We start from the raw sequence: 22,194 nt of genomic DNA on the forward strand, positions 1-22,194 counted from the left end.
CTATTATTTATTATAGCATATTTGCTACATTCTCACCCATCCGGACAAATTTACCTGGATGAACAGCACTTGAGAACTCCACACTACCTTCTTCAAACAGCATAACAACGGTCGATCCAAAGGAAAAGTATCCAATTTCTTCTCCTTTTTTCCATGCATTTGATTTGTTTGTAAGCTCTATAGAATTGACAAACATGGCTCCTACCTTTATATGTATACATTTCTTTGCGTTAGGCATTTCTAACTCCGTTAACATTCGATAGTTACCACTTATCGTTTGTTTCCCAAACTGAAGCCCCCATTTATTGACCGGATACGATTTTTTACCAAGAATATATTGGTTAAGTATTTTACCATCTACAGGAGAATGTATACGGTGATATTCTGCTGGACTTAAATACAAAACAATATATTTTCCATTTTGAAAGGACGAAGCTATTTTTTCCGAACCTAGCATATCCTGTAAGGTGTAAGTTTTCTGTTTTACATAAAAGAGCCCTTTTTCTGTAATATCCCCAAATGTTTCAATAGTGGCATCGACTGGACTAATGATGCTATTCGGCGTTAAATCAATTGGACGACTTTCCTCTTTAACTTTACGAATAAAAAAGTCATGTAAAGTGGTGAAATCTTCCCTCTTATGTATTGTATCTTGTATGGATATATTAAAAAATTTAATATATGAGGGAATTATACGTTTGCTTGCTTTCGATTGGGTAAACCCTCTGATTAGTGACGAGGACCATTTCCCATTTGTTAATTCAATCATGGTTTGATATAATTTTTCTCTCATTTTTTAACTCCCTTGAAAAAATTAAACTTACTATTTTTACTTAATCGAAGTATAATGAACAAATACGTTACTTGTAAAGGAGTGATTTGCAATGTTTTTACAAAACGCAATGTATCAAACAGTAAAAAAATTGAAATCACATGCGGCGAATATGGTCACCATTGGCAATCTCGCATTCGGTGGTGCAGCCATCATGGCAACGATGAATGAAAATTACACTTTCAGTGTATTATTTATATTTATAGCTGGCCTTTTAGACAGATTTGATGGAATAGTAGCAAGAAGATTTCATCTTGAATCCGAATTAGGCAAACAACTAGATTCCATGAGCGATATTATTTCATTCGGGGTAGCTCCTGCATTACTGATTTATTCATTGGTTTTGCAAGAGTTTAGTGTTACCGGTATGATAATAACCGTAATCTATATAGCATGTGGTGCTTTCAGACTTGCACGATTTAATATTTCTGAACCAAATGGTTTTTTCACTGGATTACCAATAACTGTTGCGGGTGTAATTTTAACACTTTCTTATTTTGCGATAGAATATATACCATCTGTATCGTACATGTTCTTATTCATTATTCTCGCATTATTGATGATCAGTACATTTACGCTAAGAAAAGTTTAACGAGAGAAACAGTCCTTTAAGATTCTAACCCGAACAGACTTTTTCAATATATTATTATTGGTTGTTTTTTGAGCTGCTAGCCGTGACTGATGTCACGCTAGCAGCTCTTTTTCTCGATACATATAATTTTCCCTATCCTTCGACCTTCTACTATAACTAGAGAAGATGTTTTGCATCGTAGAGTGCTTACGAAGATGCTATATGAACTTTGACTCCTATGGTCATTAATACGATAACTATTTTAAATCGACATGTGTCTAGTGTTCACTTATTGTTTATACGCCTTTTATTTAAGAAAAGAATCTGTGATTGCGGTCGCTATTTTCATATTTTGTCAGCTTTCGACATATACTGGTCTAACAACTAGATGGAGGTGAACCTCATTACAGGTTTAATGACTGCCTTTATAAGCATCTTTGTAGAATTCCCTCTCGTTCTTGGTTATTTGAAAGGCCAGGCTTTTCATCAACCCTTTACTCCCGAAGAAGAAAAAGTCATGCTTGATCGTTTTTTAGGTGGCGATTTATCCGCTCGTGACGAACTTATCGAAAGGAATATGCGATTGGTTGCCCATGTTGTAAAAAAATTCCACCCAAAACATGAACTACTGGATGACTATATCTCAATAGGGACAATCGGTCTGATGAAGGCTGTTAATAGCTATACTCCTACAAAGAAAACGAAGTTAGCAACATATGCTGCTAGATGTATCGAAAATGAAATATTAATGTATTTGCGATCATTAAAGAAAGTACAAAAGGATGTTTCTCTTCATGAGCCAATTGGTATGGATAAAGATGGACACTCCTTAGAAATTACAGACTTACTCCCAGGTATCGATAAAAGCACCGATGAACAGTTGGTAGAAGAGGAGGATACGAATAGCTTATATCGACATCTGTCTCAACTAGAGAGCAGAGAACTTGAAATTATCATTCGAAGATATGGATTGTTAGGTCATGAACCAATGACGCAAAAAGATATATCGAAACAGCTTAAAATATCGAGAAGTTACGTTTCACGTATTGAAAAACGCGCGCTAGTCAAACTGTATCAATCCTATATACATGAAAAAAACTCCTTTGATGTATCAAACACCAAAAGAGTTTAGTTAAGTTCAATCTTCACTTGTCTCTGCGATAATGATAAATGCTAAAACTGCTGTTATTAAAATTGCCGTCGCCATAAGAAACAACATTCGATTTCCCCCTCTAATATTGAAAGCGTTTGATACTGTTATAATAGCACAAAACAGGGGTATTATTAATATGCTTTAAACTACTCTGTATGGCGATTTAATGACAAAGTTATAATTTCCCAATTACTTGCAATACTATTTGTGTCGAATGTTTTGCCGCAACTGGCAAAAATTCATCGAAACTCATGGAAGACTCTTTTCCGGCAATATCAGAAAGTGCACGAATTACAACAAAAGGCACTTCAAACTGATAGCAAACTTGTGCAACAGCAGCAGCTTCCATCTCACAAGCCTTCATTTGTGGGAAATGGTTACGAACTTGTTCTACTTTTGCAGGATCATGCATAAAAATATCACCTGTAGCTATTAAGCCCGTTGCAACTTGGTGTTTACCAATTTCATATACAGCTTCTTCAGCTAATTTCATTAATCTTTCATCTGCTTTGAATGCTGCTGGTAGTTGAGGAACTTGCCCAATTTCATAGCCAAAAGCTGTGACATCCACGTCATGATGCCTTACCTCATCCGAAATTACAATAGCCCCTACCTCAAGAGTTGGATCATATCCACCTGCGGAACCTGTATTTATCACATAATCTGGTTTGTATTCATTTAATAAAATGGAGGTAGACATAGCTGCGTTCACTTTTCCAATTCCACTCTTCAATAAAACAACTTCATGATTTTTATATGTACCACTTGTAAATTCACTGTTTGCTATACTCTTTGTTTCAGGATTTTCAATTTCATTTCTCAGAAGCTCTACTTCTTCTTCCATTGCACCAATTACTGCTATCTTCAACTTAACTGCCCCTCTCTAAAATGCACTTCTTTAAAAATAAGGAAAAAAGCTTCTTAAGTCAAGAAGCTTTTCTTTTTATTCATATAAGACTCTATTTTTTTAATGCTTTAAGTATTTCTTTTTTAGTTGGTTTCCATCCTTCACCATCTACCCATTCGAGAGATATACGATAGATTTCGCTGCCATCCTTAGAAGTAACCGTTCCTATAGATTTTTGGGGGCTTCCACCGTTACCAAGATATTTAACATACATATTGGAAGGATCTAGATTAGCACCGTAGGCCAATGCTTTCACTTTTTCATCCCAGTCCACAGAAGAGCTATTGTAACTAGAAACATGTTCACCTGATTGCTCTGTCCCTATGGGCTGCCATCCTGAATCTATAACAACTGATTCGACATTTGAATCGTTAGAAGGTTCTGTAGTAACAGTACTATCCTCATTACCTTCTGTTTCAGTGTTTTCGTTCTCTTCTGTTTCTGTAGTTGTCTCTTCAGTTGACGAAGAAGAATCAGCAGATTCTGTACTACTTCCCACTACTTCTTCAGATTCCTTTTCTTTTTCTTCATTTTCCGATTCATTCTCCGTACTTTCTTCTACTTGTTCACTTTTTGTTTTAGATGTATTAGCACTATCTTCGTCGTTATCACCTGTAACAATGTTTACAGTCACGATGATAATGAGGAGAATTACTATTCCAATAAGAATATTTAAAATATTATTCTTTTTTCTCTTATGATTTCGTTGATCTAATCGCGAATCAAATTTCGTATTCTTTTCAGGCATGTTGTTTTTCCTCCTTCAATATAAGAGAATATACTACAAATAGACGATAATGATAGAGTTTTGTTTCACTAAGCTCAAAAATAGTCCGATTGATAGTCAGGACGAAATGTAACTAGACCTTTTTTACACAACTGCTAGACTTGTTATTTAGGTAAAAGATTCTACTTAGGAAAGTACCTTCTTTTAAGATTAAAAGATGTTTCTATCGTTTTCGAAGGCCTTTGGACAAAGTTTTCCTGTATGATTACCGAGTGATTTTTTAGAGATGCTGGTTGTGACGGTAGTCACAACCAGCATCTCTTTTTTCTGTAATCTTATGGCGTTTGTCTTTCCGTCACCCTCCTGTAACTCTTAGAAACAGGTAAGTTCGTTTGTGGATAACTCGAGAAAAAAATTCTTATTCTGGGAGAAAGCTCATGAAGATACAATTTCATTCGCTATTTTGCTTCTTTATTTAGAAACTGAGTACTACTTCTCTTTATTTCCACTAGTAGTATATAAAATCCATTTTCTTTAAACTTACTAATCGAATAACTTTCTTAATACTACAGATGGTTTTATCCTTTTTTTACTTTGTACTACTCTTATAATTTAAGCGAAAAGCTATGCTATATCTTAGAGTTAAGTACTACTCACTTAATTGATTGTAGTGTAAGGTGGCGACTCCAGCGAGAAAGTCGAGACCCCACAGGGAGCGCAGCGAACGAGGAGGCTCGACCTCGCCCGCGGAAAGCGTCCACCTGAAACGTAAATCAGTAGTATCATTTATTTATTCTTTCATCCATGAACTCAGTGTACAGGGAGCATCTTCAATATTTTTTTATCAAAAAAGAGGTAAACGATTTCGTTTACCTCTTCATTTTAAGATATAGTTTTTATTTCTACGTCCATTTCTCCACCTGGAGTTAGGATTTTCACTCGATCTCCCGTAGTCTTGCCAATTAAACCTTTAGCAATTGGAGAGTCATTGGAAATTAGACCTTCGATTGGATCAGCTTCTGCAGAACCTACGATTGTGTAAGTCTCTTCATCACCATCAGGAATTTCCACAAATGTTACTGTTTTACCAAGCGTAACGATGTCGTTATTTCCTTCTCCTTCGATCATAACCGCATTGCGGATCATTGACTCTAGAGTTGAAATTCTACCCTCTACAAATGCTTGGTCTTCTTTAGCTGAATCATATTCAGAGTTCTCTGATAGATCCCCAAAGCTTCTAGCAATTTTAATACGTTCTACTACCTCTTTACGTTTTACCGTTATTAAATGCGTTAATTCATCTTGTAATTTTTGTTTACCAGCAACGGTCATTGGATACTGTTTCTCTGTTGACACTCCCATACACTCCTTTAAATACACACTCAAAACTTTACCATGTATCATTCATATGCATCTAATCACAATGATATGAATTACATGAAATTATTGTCAATCTCAATCATCATATTATACAATAACATTCGTTTCAAGAATAGTTTTAATTTTTGTTACCATTAAATCGATCGCCACTTCATTTTGGCCACCTTCTGGAATAATCACATCTGCATATCTTTTAGTTGGCTCGATGAATTGGTTATGCATCGGACGAACTACATTTAAGTATTGATCTACAACAGAATCTACTGTACGTCCTCTTTCGTTAATATCACGTAAGATACGACGAATAATACGTAAGTCTGCATCTGTATCCACAAATAATTTGATATTCATCATATTCCGAAGTCGTTCATCTTCCAATACTAGAATACCTTCTAAAATAATTACGTCTTTAGGCTCAATTTTAATCGTTTCCGAAGAGCGAGTATGTTTTGCATAATCGTATACTGGCTTTTCAATTGCTTTATTGTCTAACAAATTGTGAATATGTTCAAGCAATAAGTCATTATCAAAAGCTAGAGGATGATCATAATTTGTATTAAGTCTCTCCTCAAACTTCAAGTGACTTTGATCTTTATAATAATAGTCTTGCTGTATTACTACAACTGAATGGTTCTTAAATACTTCACTTATAGCGTTTGTTACACTCGTTTTACCTGATCCTGATCCACCTGTGATCCCAATGATAAGAGGAGTTTTCTTCGTCATTATTTCATCCCTTTTCTCATCATATTATTTGGATATAATTTCTTAGTACATTTAAATTGAACAATCTGTAATGGATGTCTTGCTGCATCTAATAATTGTCCTTTTTCATCTGTAATTTCTTTTATAACCATTTCAACATTATCTATTTCTGGACCAAAAAACTCTACTTTGTCCCCAGGTTTAAAATAATTTCGTTGTTGCAATGTAACTATTTGTGTTTCTTCGTTATACTCTAACACAAGTCCCACAAAATCATAGCCTAATTTTTTGTCGTGTACCCCGTACATTTGTTGTTCAACTCCAGGTTCCGCCTCAAAAAACGCCGTATCAGCTTCCCGATTGGCACATTTTTCTAGTTCTGCGACCCAGCTAGATTCCATTTGGAAGTTTTCAGGATCAGCACAATATGCATCAATTACTTTGCGATAAACACTAACAACAGTAGCAATATAATGAATTGACTTCATACGACCTTCAACTTTCAAAGAATCGATTCCTAATTCAATTAACCGAGGTATTGATTCCAATAACTTTAAATCTTTTGGACTCATCGCAAACGGGACTTCATCCTTCGTAAATAACGCTTGCTCTGCTCCGTCAGTTTGCTCATATAAATCATAATCCCAACGGCAGGATTGGCAACATCCGCCTCTATTTGAGTCACGGGCAGTCATATGATTGGAAAGTGTACACCTACCGCTGTATGCAATACACATTGCACCATGGACAAACGTTTCAATTTCGATATCTACTTTCTCTTTCATCAACTGAATTTCGTCTCCACTAGTTTCACGAGCGAGGACAACTCGATCAAGCCCTTCCTCTTTCCAATATTGCACAGCTTTCCAATTGGATAAGGATTGTTGCGTGCTTAAGTGAAGCTCTAGTTTGGGTGCTACATTTCTGCATGTCTCAAATATTAAAGGATCAGCAACAATAATACCTGTTACACCAGTCGATTCCACAGCTTGTAGATATTCTTCTAATCCATCCATATTTTCATTATGAGCAAAGATATTAGTAGTCACATACACTTTGGCATTATAGCGACTAGCAAATTCTACTCCTTCACGCATTTCTTCTATGGAAAAGTTCCCTGCATTTGAGCGAAGTCCAAATTCGCGCCCGCCTATAAACACTGCATCAGCACCATAGTGAACAGCAATTTTTAACTTTTCTAAGCTTCCCGCTGGTGCTAACAATTCAGGCTTTTTCGTAATGATACGTTTACCGTCAATTAGCTCACTTATTTTATCTAATTTTGTATTAAGCAAAGTAAAACCTACCCTTTCCTAACGGATTAATACACAGTTTCTTTAAAGAAAAAGCCAGTATCCAACGGTCTTAATGCTGGTTGGATTTCTTCTATTTTGTTATACAACTCTTTTTTACAAGCCTTATAGGCTGCTTTCGACTCATAATAGGCATCGATCGCTTGCCTGTAATAGCTCGTAACAGCCGTTACATAGGAAGGGTCTTGTAACACTCCATCAATTTTTAAGCTATCTATTTCAGCATCTAATAGCTCATCTAGTTCATCAATCATACACATATCGTTTGGACTGAAAATATGTGTCCCGTTGCTATCTTCATAAATCGGATATTTATTGGAACGTTCTTTGTCATGTAAGAACATATTTTTGTTTTTTGAGCGATTCGCTACTTCCAATGCTTTTTCTTGGAATAAGAAATAATTCCCTAAAAGTGAACGCTTCGATTGAAAAATACAAGTCATTCCATGTACTTGAACTTCTACTTGAACCGTCGCATTTTCCTTTACTTCCACTACCTCATCAAGACTTAGCTCTCTTGCAAGGACGGCTCTAGTAGAACCACGTTTTCCCCAGTAATTCGCTGTAAAATAGTTGGTTGCAGTTTGTTCCGTATTCCAATGTAGGGGAATAGTTACCTCTGCTTCACGTCTAGCGATAATGACAGCCGGATCTCCAAACACAATGCCGTCTACACCAATCTCTTGAAGCCTTTTCATGTAAGGAGCCAGTGCTTCCAGTTTGTCGTTATGGAACAGAGCGTTCATCGCAACATATAACTTTTTGTTTTGTTTGGATGTAAGAACTCTTGCTGTTGCAATTTCTTCTAATGTGAATTCTCCTGGAAGTCTAAGACCAAAAAACTGTTCACCAACTAAGAAAGCATCAGCTCCAGCTACCATTAATTCTTCTATATGACTAATACTTGCAGGTGTAACCAATAATTCTGTTTTGTTCATGTCTTTCACCTCTTAATACTTACTAACATACCATCTCCAACAGGTAGGAATGCTGTATCATAATCTGGATGATTCATTAGCCACTCCATAAATTGATGTTGGTTTCTGACCATTGTTCTTTTTCTTCTAGGCACTTCACTCATCGGTAACTCGGACAAGCCATTTAACAATAAATTATCACAATAAATAACGCCACCATCATTCAAAAATGGGGCATACTTTTCGAAGAAATTTTTGTATTGACCTTTCGCTGCATCAATAAAGATAGCATCAAAAGTTAAATCTCCCAGCTCTGTTGCTGAAATCTCTAACGCATCTCCTATAATTACTTGAATACGATGTTGTAAATCTGCCCGTTGCATATAATCTTTTGCTAGTTCTGCCTTAGCTTCATCTCGCTCAATAGTCACAATTGATGCTTCTTCAAGTTTAGTTGCCATTCGCATGGAAGAATAACCGATAGCAGTTCCAAGTTCTAAAATAGACTTTGGCTGTTGTAAAGAAAGGAGCTGCAATAACGATTCCATACCCATTAGTTGCATGATAGGCACATGATTATCTTTTGCATATTGTTCCATTTCCAAAAAAATAGCGGATCGAGGTTTTATCAGATCCTTTAAAAAATCATCACTAATATTCATCTAGACTAACCCCTTTAGGTCAATAAAATAGTAATCCCTATTATGTAAAAAAACAACTCTTATAATAACATAGCAGGAGAAGGAATGCGACACACTCCCTCTCCTGCACAATTTTTATTTTAAAAATTCGTCGATTTTTTGAAGATGTTCATCGTAGGTTTTAGAAAAGTGATTAGTTCCTTCTTTGTCTGCCAAGAAGTAAAAATAATCAGTATCGCTTGGATCAAGTGTAGCTTCTATAGATGATTTACCGGCATTTGCGATGGGTCCGGGCGGTAATCCTTGGTTTTGATACGTGTTATAAGGATTATCAAACTCTAAGTCTTCAAAAAGCACTCGATCTTTATGTGTCCCTTTAGCGTATAGGACAGTTGGATCTGTTTGTAAAGGCATCCCATCTTCTATACGGTTATAAAAGACACTCGCAATTGTTGCTCGATCTGTTTGGGCTGTAGCCTCTTCCTCTAATAAAGACGCAAAAGTTAATAACCAGTGAACAGATTTTTCCTCTGCTTGTAATATATCTACGTAAGATGTTACTACTTTATCGGTATTAGAGAGCATCATATCTACTATTGTCTCAATAGAAGGGTTTTCCTCAAAAAACGGGTAGGTCGCAGGGAAAAGATATCCTTCTAATGCATAGCGTACATTTTCTCCTTTAATCTCTGGTCCTAGAACGTTTGGATATTTAACCATCATTCGATCCACAAATTCCTCACTTGTTACAAGTGAAAAGAAATCATCTGCAGAATGCTTAGTTTTCTTTTCAATAACTTGTCCAATTTGTTCAAGTGTCAATCCTTCTGGAATTGTCAACGCGAATATTGGTTCTCTGTATACTTTACCAGTTTTTAAGCTTTCAATAATTTCGTCTAAAGTCATTGCTTTTGTTAAACTATACTCCCCAGCCTGAAACTGAGATTCATTGTTAAACTTTGCATAATACTTAAAGATTTTTGCATCTTTTATAATTCCGCTTTTTTCTAATGCACTGGAAATATTATCTAAGCCTGATCCAATTGGAATATCAACGGTTATAGTCTCTTCGGAATTAGGGTCTAAAGGTTGGAGCGCTGATTCTATATAATTATAGATAACTAGACCAGCTATCCCTCCGATGATAATTACAAGGAAAGTTATAATTAGAACAATCTTTCTCACAAGTTTCACTTCTTTTTTCTTACTTTTCATTTTCTTAAACATAATATCTTTTTTTGTTTCATTTTCCACGGGTTCTCCCCCTTTATCCTATCTCATTATACAAGAAAATATATAAAAGAACAAAAGCGCACAAATCATCTACTATAATCTACCGTGTGTGATGAGCTTGACGCTTTTAGAGAATCTTGACATATAGTAGATTTTTTTCTCTTTTATGATTATGGTTACCACTATTCACCACAGGCTAGAATGTGTAAATAGCTAATTATGTACAGAACAATTAAACAAAGAAAAAGGTGAATGAGGCTTCCCTCATCCACCTGAATAGATAGTCTTATTCTTCGTCTTCTTCTTCGTCTTCTTGTTCATCTAAAAATGTACTTAACATTTCTTCGATCATATCCCATTCAGCATCGGACTCGACTGGAAGTAATTCTCCGTCTTCTCCATCTTCATTTGGAGTAAATGATGATGCATGAATTTCGATTTCTTCATTTTCATCTTCTTCTGCACCGATTGGATAATAAAGTACATATGATTTTTCAAATTCATCAGATTCAAATGTAAATAGCACGTTACAAAGTTGTTCATTTCCATTTTCATCTACAATTGTAATATTTTCTTGACCGTGGTCCATTTGTAGTCACCTCATCTATTTTTTCTATCAAGAAAGCCTTGTAAAATCATTACAGCGGCCATCTTGTCGATCACTAACTTACGCTTCTTACGGCTCACATCAGCATCTATTAACATACGTTCTGCAGCCATCGTTGTCAATCGTTCATCCCATAAAGTTACTGGGAAATGATATTTCTCGGTTAATAGCTTAGCATATTGTTCGGATGCCTCAGCACGTGGACCAATAGAATTATTCATGTTTTTTGGAAATCCAACAACAAATTCTGTTACATTATGCTCTTTTACGAGTTCATCAATTCGTTCCAGACCAAACTCTAAGCTTTCTTCATGTATTTTTATTGTTTCTATACCTTGTGCAGTCCAACCAAATGCATCACTGATTGCTACTCCAACAGTACGAGAACCAACATCTAACCCCATAATTCGCATCATTAAGCCTCATTATTTTTCTTAATATAGAACTTTACCAGTTCTTCTAATATTTCATCTCGTTCAAGTTTTCGAATCATATTTCGTGCATCTTGATGGCGAGGAATATAAGCTGGATCACCTGACAATAAATAGCCTACAATTTGATTGATAGAATTATACCCTTTTTCTTCTAGTGCAGAGTGAACTTGTACCATCACATGTTTTACTTCTTGTTCCATCGATTCTTCAGGGAAATTAAATTTCATCGTTTTATCAAATGAGCTCATGATCAGCACCTCGCTTTCTTTTTTAAGTGAGTAAACTAATGTACCTATTGTATTAGTATACCCTATTTTGGAAAAAGTTTAAACAGATTTAATATATTCTACTACAGAACTTAAAGCTGCTTCTAATTTACTTGGATCTTTAGCACCAGCCATTGCGAAGTCCGGACGACCTCCACCTTTACCTCCACATTGCTCTGCCACTAGTTTGACGATATTCCCTGCATGATAGTTACCACCAACTATATCTTTTGTTACGCCTGCTGTAATCATGACTTTATCCCCATCGATTGCACCTAAAACAATTACCGCTTTTTCTAGCTTTTGTTTTAAATCATCCATCATTTGGCGTAATTGATTGTTATCTTTAGCGTCTACTTTTACGGATAATACAGTTATATCATTTACTTTTTGTGCCGATGACAGAACGGATGAAGCTTGGCTATTGGCAATTTTCGCTGAAAGAGACTCATTGTCTTTTTGAACATTTTTTAGCTCTTGAAGTGTTTGAGTAACTTTATTCACTAAATCTTTAGGTTGTGCTTTTAGTAAATTTGCTGCTTCATTTAACATTTGCTCTTCTTCTTTTAATATTTCGAAAGCACCTTTACCAGTTACAGCTTCTATACGTCTTGTTCCTGCTCCAATCCCACTTTCAGAAAGGATTTTAAAGATTCCTATTTCAGAGGTGTTCTGGACGTGAATACCACCACATAGTTCTAATGAGAAATCTCCCATTTTCACCACTCTTACTATATCACCATATTTTTCACCGAATAATGCCATTGCACCCATTTGTTTTGCTTCATCAATATTATGGAATCCGGTAACTACCGGGATATTATCCCACACTTTTTCATTTACTATACGTTCTATTTGTTCAATTTCTTCTTTTGTAACTTGTCCAAAATGAGAGAAGTCAAAACGTAAACGATCTGGACCAACATATGAACCCGCTTGGTTTACATGCGTTCCTAATACGTCTTTTAGCGCCTGATGTAAAATATGTGTAGCAGAATGATTTTTAATCGTATGTCCACGAAGTGAATTATCTACAGTTGCCATTACTTCTGCATCTGTAATAATTTCTCCTGATTCAATAACTACTGTGTGGAGATTTTGTCCATTGGGAGCTTTTTGCACATCTTTTACGTATCCTTTAAATGTATCATTTTGAATAACTCCATGATCGGCAATTTGCCCGCCACTTTCAGCGTAGAAAGGTGTTTGCGTTAATACTACTTTAACTTCTTCGCCTTCATGAGCTGATTTGACTAATACTTGATCACGAACAATCGAAGTAACTTTAGTAGCAACACTCATCGTATCGTATCCAACAAATTCACTTTCATCATGTAAATTGCTAAACACTTCCGACTGTACCTGCATAGAATCTACATTTTGACGTGCTGCACGAGCTCGAGAACGTTGTGCTTCCATTTCTGATTTGAAGCCTTCGTGGTCGACGGTCATATTCGCCTCTTCTGCATATTCTTCCGTTAATTCAATTGGGAAACCGTACGTGTCGTATAGAGTGAAAGTAGTCGTTCCTGGGATGTAAGATTCCCCTTTTGATTGCTGTTCCTCGATAACCTTTTCCAATATAGCTAGGCCATCATGAAGTGTTTCATGGAATCTTTCTTCTTCATTTTTCATAACACGCATGATGAAATCTTGTTTTTCTGTTACTTCTGGGTAGAAGTCTTGCATAATTTCTCCAACTACTGGAACGAGCTCATGTAGGAATGGTTTTTCAATCCCTAATTGTTTCGCGAAACGAACTGCTCTACGAAGTAATCTTCTAAGGACATAACCTCTACCTTCATTGGATGGTAATGCACCGTCACCAATAGCAAAAGCTACTGTACGAACATGGTCAGCAATTACTTTGAATGCCGTATCATCCACATCATTTGCACGATATGACTTCCCAGAAATTTGTTCAGTTTGACGGATAATTGGCATAAACAAATCAGTATCAAAATTTGTTGGCACATCTTGTACTACGCTTGTAATACGCTCTAGGCCCATACCAGTATCAATATTTTGTTTTGGTAAAGGAGTATACGTATTATCTGGATTGTGATTGAATTCAGAGAACACTAAATTCCAAATCTCTAAATACCGGTCGTTCTCTCCACCTGGATATAATTCAGGATCGTTTAGGTCATTACCATAGCTTTCTCCACGATCATAGAAAATCTCTGAGTTCGGACCACTTGGACCTTCCCCAATATCCCAGAAGTTCCCTTCCAAACGAATAAGTCTCTCTTCCGGAATTCCAATTTCATCCTTCCAAATATTATATGCTTCTTCGTCCTCGGGATGAATCGTAATAGATAATTTTTCTGGTTCAAATGCCACCCACTTTGCATCCGTTAAAAACTCCCATGCATACTGGATCGCTTCTTTTTTAAAGTAGTCTCCAATTGAAAAGTTGCCTAGCATTTCAAAGAAAGTATGATGTCTTGCTGTCTTCCCAACGTTTTCAATATCATTTGTACGAATAGACTTTTGCGCATTTGTAATACGTGGATTTTCAGGTACTACACGTCCATCAAAATACTTTTTAAGTGTTGCTACACCACTATTTATCCATAGTAATGACGGGTCATTGATTGGTACAAGTGGAGCTGATGGTTCCTGGGAATGTCCTTTTTCGATAAAAAAGTCTAAATACATTTGTCTAATTTGAGCACCTGTTAATTGTTTCATGTTTAGTTCCTCCTAATAATTTGTATTCTTCGACCGCGAGTAATCCCAATCACTTCACAAGTGATATCTAAAAACCAAAACAATAAAAAAAGCCCTCATCCCTAAAAAAGGGACGAAAGCTATTGTTTCGCGGTACCACCCTAGTTACACAGTAGATAATTCTACTTATGTCTCTCAAGAAGCCTTAACGCGGCCATACGACAGGTTTTAACTGCACTCAGGAGTAGCTTTCCTATTTGTTAGGTCAGTGAATTCTTTCAGCCAAGGAATCCATTTCTAGTCAGATAACAATTAGTACTTTCTCCGTCAACATTTTACTATATGCAATTGATTATAAAAAACAAATGGGCTTGTGTCAATTGTCTGTGTCCATAAATTGATACGGAGTGACACCATTCATCCCTATTAGAGGGTCAACTACATGATAATTCTCTGCAGTTAAATAGGTCAAATCTGTTTGATTCTCTCTAGTTTCAGTATCACTTTTTAACTCTTTCTCTTCTGCGGGTTCTGCATCTTCTGTATGCGTTAAACGATCTTTTAATGTAGTCAATCGCTGAAGATCATCCGTTCGCTCTACTCCAAACTTAAATACTTCGGGGTCTCCACAAAGAATAAGGAAGTTTTTAGCGCGCGTAATTCCTGTATACAGTAAATTTCGTCTTAACATTTTCATATAGCTTCTCGTGATAGGCATAATAACCGTTTGAAATTCACTACCTTGTGACTTATGAACGGAGCAGCAATAAGCAAGTGTCAGCTGATTTAAATCATTTTTTTCATAGGTTACTTCATTACCATCAAATGACACAATTAGCATCTCTTTTTTCTCGACTGTTTCTGCAGCTTTAAATATACTAATAACTTCTCCCATATCGCCATTAAATACATGACTTTCTGGTTGATTGACGAGTTGAAGTACCTTATCCCCAATACGATAAATAGTTTCCCCAAAAATCATTTCTTTTCGTTTTCCATCCGTATTTGGGTTGACCATTTCTTGAATCATTTTATTAAGCGCGTCAATACCAGCAGGACCTCTATACATAGGAGCTAATACTTGCATATCTCGAATGGAAAGTCCTTTGGATAATGCGCTTTTCAGTACTTGCTCTACTACTTTTGGGATTTGCTCTGTAGAAGCCTTGATGAACGAACGATCCTTTGTTTTGTCTAATAAGGATGCAGGAACCGTCCCTTGTTTCATCTCATGAGCAAGTTCTATAATCGATGATCCTTCAGCCTGGCGATAAATATCCTTCAGTTCTACAGTAGGGATTCGATTGGAGGCAAGTAAATCCTTTAATACCTGACCTGGTCCTACTGGCGGAAGTTGATCTTGGTCTCCTACAAAAATAACTTGAGCATCTTTTGGAATTGCTTTTAAGAGCTGATGCCCTAACCATGTATCTAACATAGAAGTTTCATCAATAATAATTAGTTTGCCTTCGATTTCTTTTCCTTCCACATCCGAATCCTCTTGACCAGTAAAGCCTAATAGTCGGTGAATAGTCATGGCTGGCAAGTCTGTCGATTCACTTAGACGCTTGGCTGCTCTACCCGTAGGAGCGGCTAATACTACCGGAAATGGTTTCTTGTCTTTTAACCATTCTTTTGGATCCAGAGACAGTCCATGTAGTTCTGCATATAGTTCAACGATTCCTCGAACTACCGTAGTTTTACCCGTACCAGGACCTCCAGTAAGTAAGGTCATACTTGCATTTAATGCCGTTTCAATCGCATTGATCTGTGTTGGAGCATATTGGACACCTAGACGTTCTTCGATACCTCCAAGATGCTTTTTCATCTCGGCTAAAGGAAACTGATGATGTGTATCATTTTCGGCTAGTAGGGTTTCGATTTTGGATCCAATGCCAACTTCCGAATAATATAAAGACGGAATATAAAAACGATTCACTTCTCCGACGATCCGATTTTCTTCTGCAAGTTCAATGCAACATTTAGTAATTGCATCATAAGGAATTTCTTCATGTTGAGCATTTTCTAGTAGTTTTTTAACAGATTCCAATAATTGCTCTGCATAAAGAAATACATGACCTTCCCCTAAGGAAGCTGTTTGAAGCAAATGGTAGATTGCTGCTTTAATACGATCTGGATGGTTTCCTTTTATCCCTAATTTATAGCCAAGCTCATCTGCTCGAACAAAACCTACTCCCTCTACCTCTTCAATTAGACGGAATGGATTCTTCGTAAGCACAGCAAGTGTTTCTTCTCGATATGCTTGATATATTTTCATAGCAATCTGAGGACCAAATCCCCATTCATTGAGTTGAATCATTACTTTTTCCAAGCCTAAATTTTGTTCCAGAACTGCACGTAGCGTCACTTTTTTATCTTCTGAAAGGCGAGGCACTATATCTAAGGCCTGTGGGTCCTCTAATATTTTGTTAATGGCATTTGTGCCTAGCTTTTTCACAATTAGTTCAGCAGTTTTGCGTCCAATCCCTGTGAACATATCACTGGAAAGATAATGAATAATTCCTTGTTCTGTCGCTGGTACTTCTTTTTGGAATGTTTCCACTTGAAATTGCACGCCATATTTCGGATGATTTTTAATATAACCAATGAATTTGTATGGTTCTTCAAGTACTAACGGAGGGAAATAACCAGATACAATTACTTCTTTTTCTGTGTATGTAGTGTTAGTGGATTTTATTTTCAATTTGATGATAGAGAATAAGTTTTGAGGGTTATGAAAAATCGAAACGATAGGACGACCCGTAATAAATTGCTTTTCATTATTTATTTCGTTGGTCATACTACCGCCTCCAGAGTTTCATTAATTTCGTAGGGAAATCATGTCGTACACATAGCGTGCTTGATCATAATTGGGTTGTAAAGTAAAAGCTTCTTTTAAATGAGATAATGCCGCTTCAGTGTCAGAGGTTGAAACAGCATATAATACACCCAGATTATAGTGAGCATCTGCATTTTCAGCATCTAACTGGACTATTTCTTTAAAGACAGGTTCCGCTTGTTCGAACATCTCTAAACTAGCAAGGGCAATACCATAAGATAATTTAATTTGTATATCTTCAGGAGCTAGCTCCGAAGCTCTTTGTAAATATGGTAGCGAAAGCTTTGTTAGCCCTTCTTTTTCAAGACTTTTCCCAAGCATATAGTAGGCATCCGGTCCTTCAATTCCAGTCGCAATAGCTTTTTCATATAGCTTTGCAGCTTCCGCAAATCGCTCGGCATTGTAGTAAAGATTTGCAAGACTATAATAGGCTGTTGCTGCACCTTCATCTAAAGTAATTGCTTTTTGGAAAAACTTCTCTGCTCGTTCATCTTCGTTCATAGACGATAAAAGATTTCCAAAGTTAATATAACCAATTGCCTCATTTGGATTTTCTTCAATTGCTTTCGTAAAAAGCTCTACTGCTTTTTCATAATTTTCTTCTTGTATAGCTTGAATTCCTAATTCATTGTAATCCATAATATTACCTCCAGTTATCCGACATAATCCAGTTTAAGACCATCTTTGAATACTTCATCAATTGTAGCTCCACCTAGACATTCATCGCCTTGATAGAACACAACCGCTTGTCCTGGTGTTATTGCACGAACTGGCTCATCAAATATAACGCTCACTCGGTTATTATCTATCAATTCTACAAACACACCTATATCCTCTTGACGATAACGGAATTTCGCAGTTGCTTTAAAAGATTGTGGCTTTTCTAATGTAGTCGTAAAAGATAAATCAGTTGCAGTTAGGCTAGTAGAAAACAATGCGTCATTGTTAATGTTTTGTCCAACTAACAGGACATTTCTGTCCAAATCTTTTCCAATTACAAACCAGGGATCACCCGAACCACCGATTCCAAGACCATGACGTTGTCCAATTGTGTAATACATTAAACCATCATGTTGTCCCATTACTTTTCCATCCATCGTTTCCATAGCACCTTGTTGAGCAGGAAGATATTGGCTCAAAAATTCTTTGAAATTTCTTTCCCCGATAAAACAAATACCAGTGGAATCTTTTTTAGTCGCAGTAGCAAGACCTTGCTCTAATGCGATTTCACGGACTTTTTTCTTTTCTAAGTGACCAATTGGGAACATCACTTTTTCTAATTGTTCTTGATTTAATTGATTTAAGAAATAAGTTTGATCTTTATTGTTGTCTCTTCCACGTAGCATACGAGTTTGTCCATCACGAACCTCTACTTGCGCATAGTGACCTGTTGCTAAATAATCTGCTCCTAGAGCTAATGCATGCTCTAAGAACGCTTTAAATTTAATTTCTTTATTACACATTACATCTGGGTTGGGAGTTCGACCTGCTTTATATTCTTCTAAGAAGTAAGTGAAAACTTTATCCCAATATTGTTTTTCAAAGTTTACTGCATAATAAGGAATACCTATTTGATTGCAAACTTTTATCACGTCTTCATAATCTTCGGTTGCTGTACACATCCCGAATTCGTCGGTGTCATCCCAGTTTTTCATGAAAATGCCTATTACATCATAGCCTTGTTCTTTCAGTAAGTATGCTGCAACAGACGAGTCTACCCCGCCAGACATTCCAACTACTACTCGTGTATCTTCTATTTTTTTCATTGTATTCACTCATTTCGCTAAAATCTTTAACATCATGTAGTAATAGACAAACTCAAACTAAATGAAGTTAAACTTTTAGTTGGGTTTGTTCTATAATACTATCTTGCTTATTTTGTTTGCCGCTTCCAACACTTGTTCTTCCGTATTATTCAATCCAAAGCTAAAACGAACCGAATTTCGTAACTCGGGTGTACTTTCCCCATACATAGCAACTAGTACATGGGATGGATCGATAGAACCTGCTGTACAAGCCGATCCACTTGAAGCATCAATACCAGCTATATCTAATTGCACTAAAAAAGTTTCCACATCTGTATTAGGGATACTAATATTTAGCACATGAGGAAGCACTGATTCCTGAGAACCATTAACCTGAAAAGGAACTTTAAGTCTTTCCAATTCAGATAGAAAAACTTGTTTTAACTGATTATATTCTACGTTGCCATTTGTAAAAGTTGCTTGTTTCAATTGAACTGCCTTTGCAAATGCAACAATAGCCGGTACATTTTCGGTACCCGCCCGTTTTTTTCGTTCCTGCTGTCCTCCATAAAAAATAGGTTTTAACAAGATACCTTTTCTTTGATATAAGAAACCTATTCCTTTTGGTCCATTTATCTTATGGCTGGAAACACTCAATAAATCTATATGGGATGTAATCACGTCAATAGATAAACTACCATATGCTTGAACAGCATCTGTATGGAAATAGGCAGGATGATCTTTCAATAATTCACCAATTTCCACGATTGGTTGAATAACCCCTACCTCATTGTTTGCATACATAACGGAAACTAAAATAGTATCTTCTCTTAGTGAATTTTTCAAGTCATTGATACTGATCAATCCATTTTTATCGACTGGAAGATAAGTTACTTCAAAACCATCTTTTTCAAGCTGCTCACAAGCGTGAAGAACCGCATGATGCTCAATTTGAGTTGTAATTATATGCTTACCTTCGTTTTTTCTAGCGTAAGCAGTTCCAAAAACAGCGTAATTATCTGCTTCTGTGCCTCCACTAGTTATGGTAATTTCTGTTTCATGGGCTCCAATACTTTTAGCTAAAATTGTTCTTGCATCATCGACTTTTTTTCTGGCTTTTCTTCCAGTTTGATGAATACTAGATGGATTACCAAACACTTCTTTCATTTCAGCTGTATAGACTTCGATTACTTCCTCTGCCATTGGTGATGTGGCTGCATGATCCAAATATATTCTAGTCATTATAAACTCCTTATATATAAAACATATATCCAGGGTTCTCTGGATTTTCTTCCGTATATTTTGCTAAATCCTCTATTGTAGTTGTATCTAGCACATTTTTTACAGCGTCTCGAATACGCATCCATAACTCACGCTGCGGCGGGGCTTCCTCTTCAATTCCCTCAACGATTTGAATTGGTCCTTCCAGTACGCGAATAACATCTCCTGCAGTTATTTCACTAGGTGTTTTTGAAAGCATATAACCACCGTATGCCCCTCTTACACTCTTCACGATTCCTGCGTTTCTAAGAGGTGATACAATCTGCTCTAAATACGCTTCAGATAAATTATATTCAGCAGCAATTTGTCTAAGTGCAATCGGACCTTCTCCGTACTGCTTTCCTAGTGCTACTATAATTGTTAAACCGTATCTTCCTTTTGTTGAAAATTTCAATATAATTCACCTCATAAGATTAAAAAATTCTTTCCCTAGTATAGCATAATTACACACTATATCGACTTCAAAATGACTTTTTAGACAATCTTCTATATAATAAAAGAACAAACGTACGAAAAAGGAGAGATCATTTTGCAAAATGAACCTTTAGCATATCGGATGAGACCTCAAACTATTGATGAACTAGCTGGACAACAACATGTTATTGGAGAAAACACAGCTTTATATAAAATGATAAAAAACGGACATGTTCCCTCTATGCTTTTATACGGCGATCCTGGAGTTGGTAAAACATCTCTTGCATTTGCTATTGCAGGTACGACAAAATTGCCCTTTGTTGCGTTGAATGCCACTAAAGCTGGAAAAAAAGACGTGGAAGATGTAGTGGCTGATGCACGTATAAGCGGTAAAGTTATTTTGTTCTTAGACGAAATTCATCGTTTTAACAAGTTACAACAGGATACATTGCTTCCCCACGTGGAAAACGGATCGATTATTTTAATCGGTGCAACAACAGAAAATCCCTATCATGATGTAAACCCAGCGATCAGGTCACGTTGTGGAGAGATCAAACAACTCAAAAGACTAACAACCGATGATATAGATTTACTTTTAATGAGAGCTTTGGAAGATAACATAAAAGGACTTGGTCAACATAACATTCAAATAACAGAGCAACAAAGAAAACTAATAGCCGATTCAGCAAACGGAGATGCCAGAAAAGCTTTAACTCTTTTAGAATCTACTATTTTTGCAAGTTTTGAAGAAAATGGTGTAACCATTGTGGAGGATTCCACATTGAAAAGTCTTGTGGATCGTGTAGGAGTTTTTGGGGACAAAAAAGGTTCTCATTTTTACAACCTACTATCAGCTTTACAGAAATCTGTCCGTGGTAGTGATACTGATGCGGCACTATACTACTTAGCCCATCTATTGGAAAATGGTGATTTAGTAGCTGTATCCAGACGTTTACTCGTGATGAGTTATGAAGACATCGGCCTAGCTAATCCATCAGTAGGACCACAAGTATTAGCCGCTATTCAATCCGCTGAACGTTTAGGGTTACCAGAAGCAAGAATACCTTTAGCTAACGCAATAGTACTCATGTGTCTGTCGGAGAAATCCAATTCTGCATATTCTGCTTTAGATGCTGCAATAGCAAGCATTCATCAGGGGAAAACAGGTGATATTCCAAGTCATTTGAAAGATACACATTATGCAGGAGCTGCAGATTTAGGACATGCTGGATATATTTATCCGCATAATTATAAAATCGGGACGTTTGGGGGTTGGGTCAATCAAACCTATTTGCCAGACAATTTAGTAGGAAGTTCTTTCTATAAACCGATCGAGGCTGGTGAAGAAAAACGATTGGCTGCTATTTACAAGCGATTAGAGAATTTTAAAACAGAAAAAAAATGAGATAATCGGGCATAAAGGCGCCCAGTCCTTAAAAAATAAAAGCTTAGATAGGCCATTGATTGGAGCGAAGAGCGGACGCTTTCCGTGGGCACGGCTTCAGCCGCTTCCCTCGCTACGCTCAGTCCAGGGTCTTCAGCTCGCGCTGTTCCCA

At 36.6% G+C, this 22,194-nt stretch carries 21 protein-coding genes and 1 other annotated feature; of the genes, 3 read left to right on the forward strand and 18 right to left on the reverse strand.

Annotated features, from left to right (window positions below):
* Positions 1–10 precede the first annotated feature (10 nt).
* On the reverse strand, positions 11–793 hold the full coding sequence (locus tag MKX39_RS11295) for a phosphatidylserine decarboxylase (RefSeq protein WP_340769618.1): 783 nt from the start codon (positions 791–793) through the stop codon (positions 11–13).
* Positions 794–884: 91 nt separating this feature from the next.
* On the opposite strand from MKX39_RS11295, the gene pssA reads away from it, so the two are divergent.
* Both pssA and sigK read left to right on the forward strand, forming a co-directional pair.
* Positions 885–1,424: a CDP-diacylglycerol--serine O-phosphatidyltransferase gene (gene pssA / locus MKX39_RS11300; RefSeq protein ID WP_093537064.1), complete on the forward strand. Its 540-nt coding sequence runs from the start codon at positions 885–887 to the stop codon at positions 1,422–1,424.
* Between the two features lie 382 nt (positions 1,425–1,806).
* Positions 1,807–2,535: an RNA polymerase sporulation sigma factor SigK gene (gene sigK / locus MKX39_RS11305; protein ID WP_093537086.1), complete on the forward strand. Its 729-nt coding sequence runs from the start codon at positions 1,807–1,809 to the stop codon at positions 2,533–2,535.
* A 196-nt stretch (positions 2,536–2,731) separates the two neighbouring features.
* On the opposite strand, the gene mtnN is transcribed toward sigK, so the two are convergent.
* The 17 genes from mtnN to cymR form a co-directional block, all read right to left on the reverse strand.
* Positions 2,732–3,424, reverse strand: a complete 693-nt coding sequence (gene mtnN / locus MKX39_RS11310; protein ID WP_093537063.1) for a 5'-methylthioadenosine/S-adenosylhomocysteine nucleosidase — start codon at positions 3,422–3,424, stop codon at positions 2,732–2,734.
* Positions 3,425–3,515: 91 nt separating this feature from the next.
* Complete coding sequence (locus MKX39_RS11315; protein WP_340762768.1) at positions 3,516–4,211, reverse strand: YrrS family protein; 696 nt, start codon at positions 4,209–4,211, stop codon at positions 3,516–3,518.
* A gap of 861 nt (positions 4,212–5,072) precedes the next feature.
* Positions 5,073–5,546: a transcription elongation factor GreA gene (greA, locus tag MKX39_RS11320; RefSeq protein WP_340762769.1), complete on the reverse strand. Its 474-nt coding sequence runs from the start codon at positions 5,544–5,546 to the stop codon at positions 5,073–5,075.
* 111 nt (positions 5,547–5,657) lie between these two features.
* The gene (udk, locus tag MKX39_RS11325; protein WP_093537060.1) at positions 5,658–6,296 is read right to left on the reverse strand and encodes a uridine kinase; all 639 of its coding nucleotides are present in this window, start codon (positions 6,294–6,296) and stop codon (positions 5,658–5,660) included.
* Positions 6,296–7,570: a peptidase U32 family protein gene (locus MKX39_RS11330; protein WP_340769619.1), complete on the reverse strand. Its 1,275-nt coding sequence runs from the start codon at positions 7,568–7,570 to the stop codon at positions 6,296–6,298. The genes udk and MKX39_RS11330 overlap by 1 nt, the downstream gene beginning before the upstream one ends.
* Positions 7,571–7,596: 26 nt before the next feature.
* Positions 7,597–8,526, reverse strand: coding sequence for a peptidase U32 family protein (locus MKX39_RS11335; protein WP_340769620.1), 930 nt, complete (start codon positions 8,524–8,526; stop codon positions 7,597–7,599).
* Positions 8,527–8,531: 5 nt separating this feature from the next.
* Complete coding sequence (locus MKX39_RS11340; protein WP_340762772.1) at positions 8,532–9,167, reverse strand: O-methyltransferase; 636 nt, start codon at positions 9,165–9,167, stop codon at positions 8,532–8,534.
* A gap of 114 nt (positions 9,168–9,281) precedes the next feature.
* On the reverse strand, positions 9,282–10,400 hold the full coding sequence (gene mltG, locus MKX39_RS11345) for an endolytic transglycosylase MltG (RefSeq protein ID WP_340769621.1): 1,119 nt from the start codon (positions 10,398–10,400) through the stop codon (positions 9,282–9,284).
* A gap of 265 nt (positions 10,401–10,665) precedes the next feature.
* Complete coding sequence (locus MKX39_RS11350) at positions 10,666–10,968, reverse strand: DUF1292 domain-containing protein (protein ID WP_093537055.1); 303 nt, start codon at positions 10,966–10,968, stop codon at positions 10,666–10,668.
* An 11-nt stretch (positions 10,969–10,979) separates the two neighbouring features.
* Entirely contained in the window at positions 10,980–11,399 is a 420-nt protein-coding gene (ruvX, locus tag MKX39_RS11355; RefSeq protein WP_093537054.1) for a Holliday junction resolvase RuvX, read from the reverse strand.
* Between the two features lie 2 nt (positions 11,400–11,401).
* Positions 11,402–11,668 (reverse strand): IreB family regulatory phosphoprotein, encoded by a 267-nt coding sequence (locus MKX39_RS11360; RefSeq protein WP_093537053.1) that lies wholly within the window; start codon positions 11,666–11,668, stop codon positions 11,402–11,404.
* A 78-nt stretch (positions 11,669–11,746) separates the two neighbouring features.
* The gene (gene alaS / locus MKX39_RS11365) at positions 11,747–14,380 is read right to left on the reverse strand and encodes an alanine--tRNA ligase (protein WP_340769622.1); all 2,634 of its coding nucleotides are present in this window, start codon (positions 14,378–14,380) and stop codon (positions 11,747–11,749) included.
* Between the two features lie 105 nt (positions 14,381–14,485).
* Positions 14,486–14,699: a binding site (T-box leader), on the reverse strand.
* 36 nt (positions 14,700–14,735) lie between these two features.
* Positions 14,736–17,159 carry an SF1B family DNA helicase RecD2 gene (recD2, locus tag MKX39_RS11370; protein WP_340769623.1) on the reverse strand — a complete coding sequence of 808 codons (2,424 nt, stop codon included), beginning with the start codon at positions 17,157–17,159 and terminating at the stop codon, positions 14,736–14,738.
* Between the two features lie 21 nt (positions 17,160–17,180).
* The gene (locus tag MKX39_RS11375; RefSeq protein WP_093537050.1) at positions 17,181–17,837 is read right to left on the reverse strand and encodes a tetratricopeptide repeat protein; all 657 of its coding nucleotides are present in this window, start codon (positions 17,835–17,837) and stop codon (positions 17,181–17,183) included.
* Positions 17,838–17,851: 14 nt separating this feature from the next.
* Positions 17,852–18,964: a tRNA 2-thiouridine(34) synthase MnmA gene (gene mnmA, locus MKX39_RS11380; protein ID WP_340762778.1), complete on the reverse strand. Its 1,113-nt coding sequence runs from the start codon at positions 18,962–18,964 to the stop codon at positions 17,852–17,854.
* A gap of 90 nt (positions 18,965–19,054) precedes the next feature.
* Positions 19,055–20,185 carry a cysteine desulfurase family protein gene (locus tag MKX39_RS11385; RefSeq protein WP_340769624.1) on the reverse strand — a complete coding sequence of 377 codons (1,131 nt, stop codon included), beginning with the start codon at positions 20,183–20,185 and terminating at the stop codon, positions 19,055–19,057.
* Between the two features lie 10 nt (positions 20,186–20,195).
* Entirely contained in the window at positions 20,196–20,618 is a 423-nt protein-coding gene (cymR, locus tag MKX39_RS11390) for a cysteine metabolism transcriptional regulator CymR (protein ID WP_093537047.1), read from the reverse strand.
* Positions 20,619–20,753: 135 nt separating this feature from the next.
* Here cymR and MKX39_RS11395 point away from each other — a divergent pair, with 135 nt between their 5' ends.
* Positions 20,754–22,043 carry a replication-associated recombination protein A gene (locus MKX39_RS11395; protein WP_340769625.1) on the forward strand — a complete coding sequence of 430 codons (1,290 nt, stop codon included), beginning with the start codon at positions 20,754–20,756 and terminating at the stop codon, positions 22,041–22,043.
* The last annotated feature ends 151 nt before the right edge of the window (positions 22,044–22,194 follow it).

Source organism: Psychrobacillus sp. FSL K6-1464 (assembly GCF_038003145.1).
GTDB lineage: Bacteria > Bacillota > Bacilli > Bacillales_A > Planococcaceae > Psychrobacillus > Psychrobacillus psychrotolerans.

Excerpts from the sequence above, each read along its gene's own strand:
- MKX39_RS11295 (WP_340769618.1), bottom strand. The coding sequence starts at position 793 with ATGAGAGAAAAATTATATCAAACCATGATTGAATTAACAAATGGGAAA.
- pssA (WP_093537064.1), top strand. The coding sequence starts at position 885 with ATGTTTTTACAAAACGCAATGTATCAAACAGTAAAAAAATTGAAATCA.
- MKX39_RS11315 (WP_340762768.1), bottom strand. The coding sequence starts at position 4,211 with ATGCCTGAAAAGAATACGAAATTTGATTCGCGATTAGATCAACGAAAT.
- udk (WP_093537060.1), bottom strand. The coding sequence starts at position 6,296 with ATGACGAAGAAAACTCCTCTTATCATTGGGATCACAGGTGGATCAGGA.
- MKX39_RS11335 (WP_340769620.1), bottom strand. The coding sequence starts at position 8,526 with ATGAACAAAACAGAATTATTGGTTACACCTGCAAGTATTAGTCATATA.
- MKX39_RS11340 (WP_340762772.1), bottom strand. The coding sequence starts at position 9,167 with ATGAATATTAGTGATGATTTTTTAAAGGATCTGATAAAACCTCGATCC.
- MKX39_RS11350 (WP_093537055.1), bottom strand. The coding sequence starts at position 10,968 with ATGGACCACGGTCAAGAAAATATTACAATTGTAGATGAAAATGGAAAT.
- ruvX (WP_093537054.1), bottom strand. The coding sequence starts at position 11,399 with ATGCGAATTATGGGGTTAGATGTTGGTTCTCGTACTGTTGGAGTAGCA.
- MKX39_RS11360 (WP_093537053.1), bottom strand. The coding sequence starts at position 11,668 with ATGAGCTCATTTGATAAAACGATGAAATTTAATTTCCCTGAAGAATCG.
- alaS (WP_340769622.1), bottom strand. The coding sequence starts at position 14,380 with ATGAAACAATTAACAGGTGCTCAAATTAGACAAATGTATTTAGACTTT.
- recD2 (WP_340769623.1), bottom strand. The coding sequence starts at position 17,159 with ATGACCAACGAAATAAATAATGAAAAGCAATTTATTACGGGTCGTCCT.
- MKX39_RS11375 (WP_093537050.1), bottom strand. The coding sequence starts at position 17,837 with ATGGATTACAATGAATTAGGAATTCAAGCTATACAAGAAGAAAATTAT.
- mnmA (WP_340762778.1), bottom strand. The coding sequence starts at position 18,964 with ATGAAAAAAATAGAAGATACACGAGTAGTAGTTGGAATGTCTGGCGGG.
- MKX39_RS11385 (WP_340769624.1), bottom strand. The coding sequence starts at position 20,185 with ATGACTAGAATATATTTGGATCATGCAGCCACATCACCAATGGCAGAG.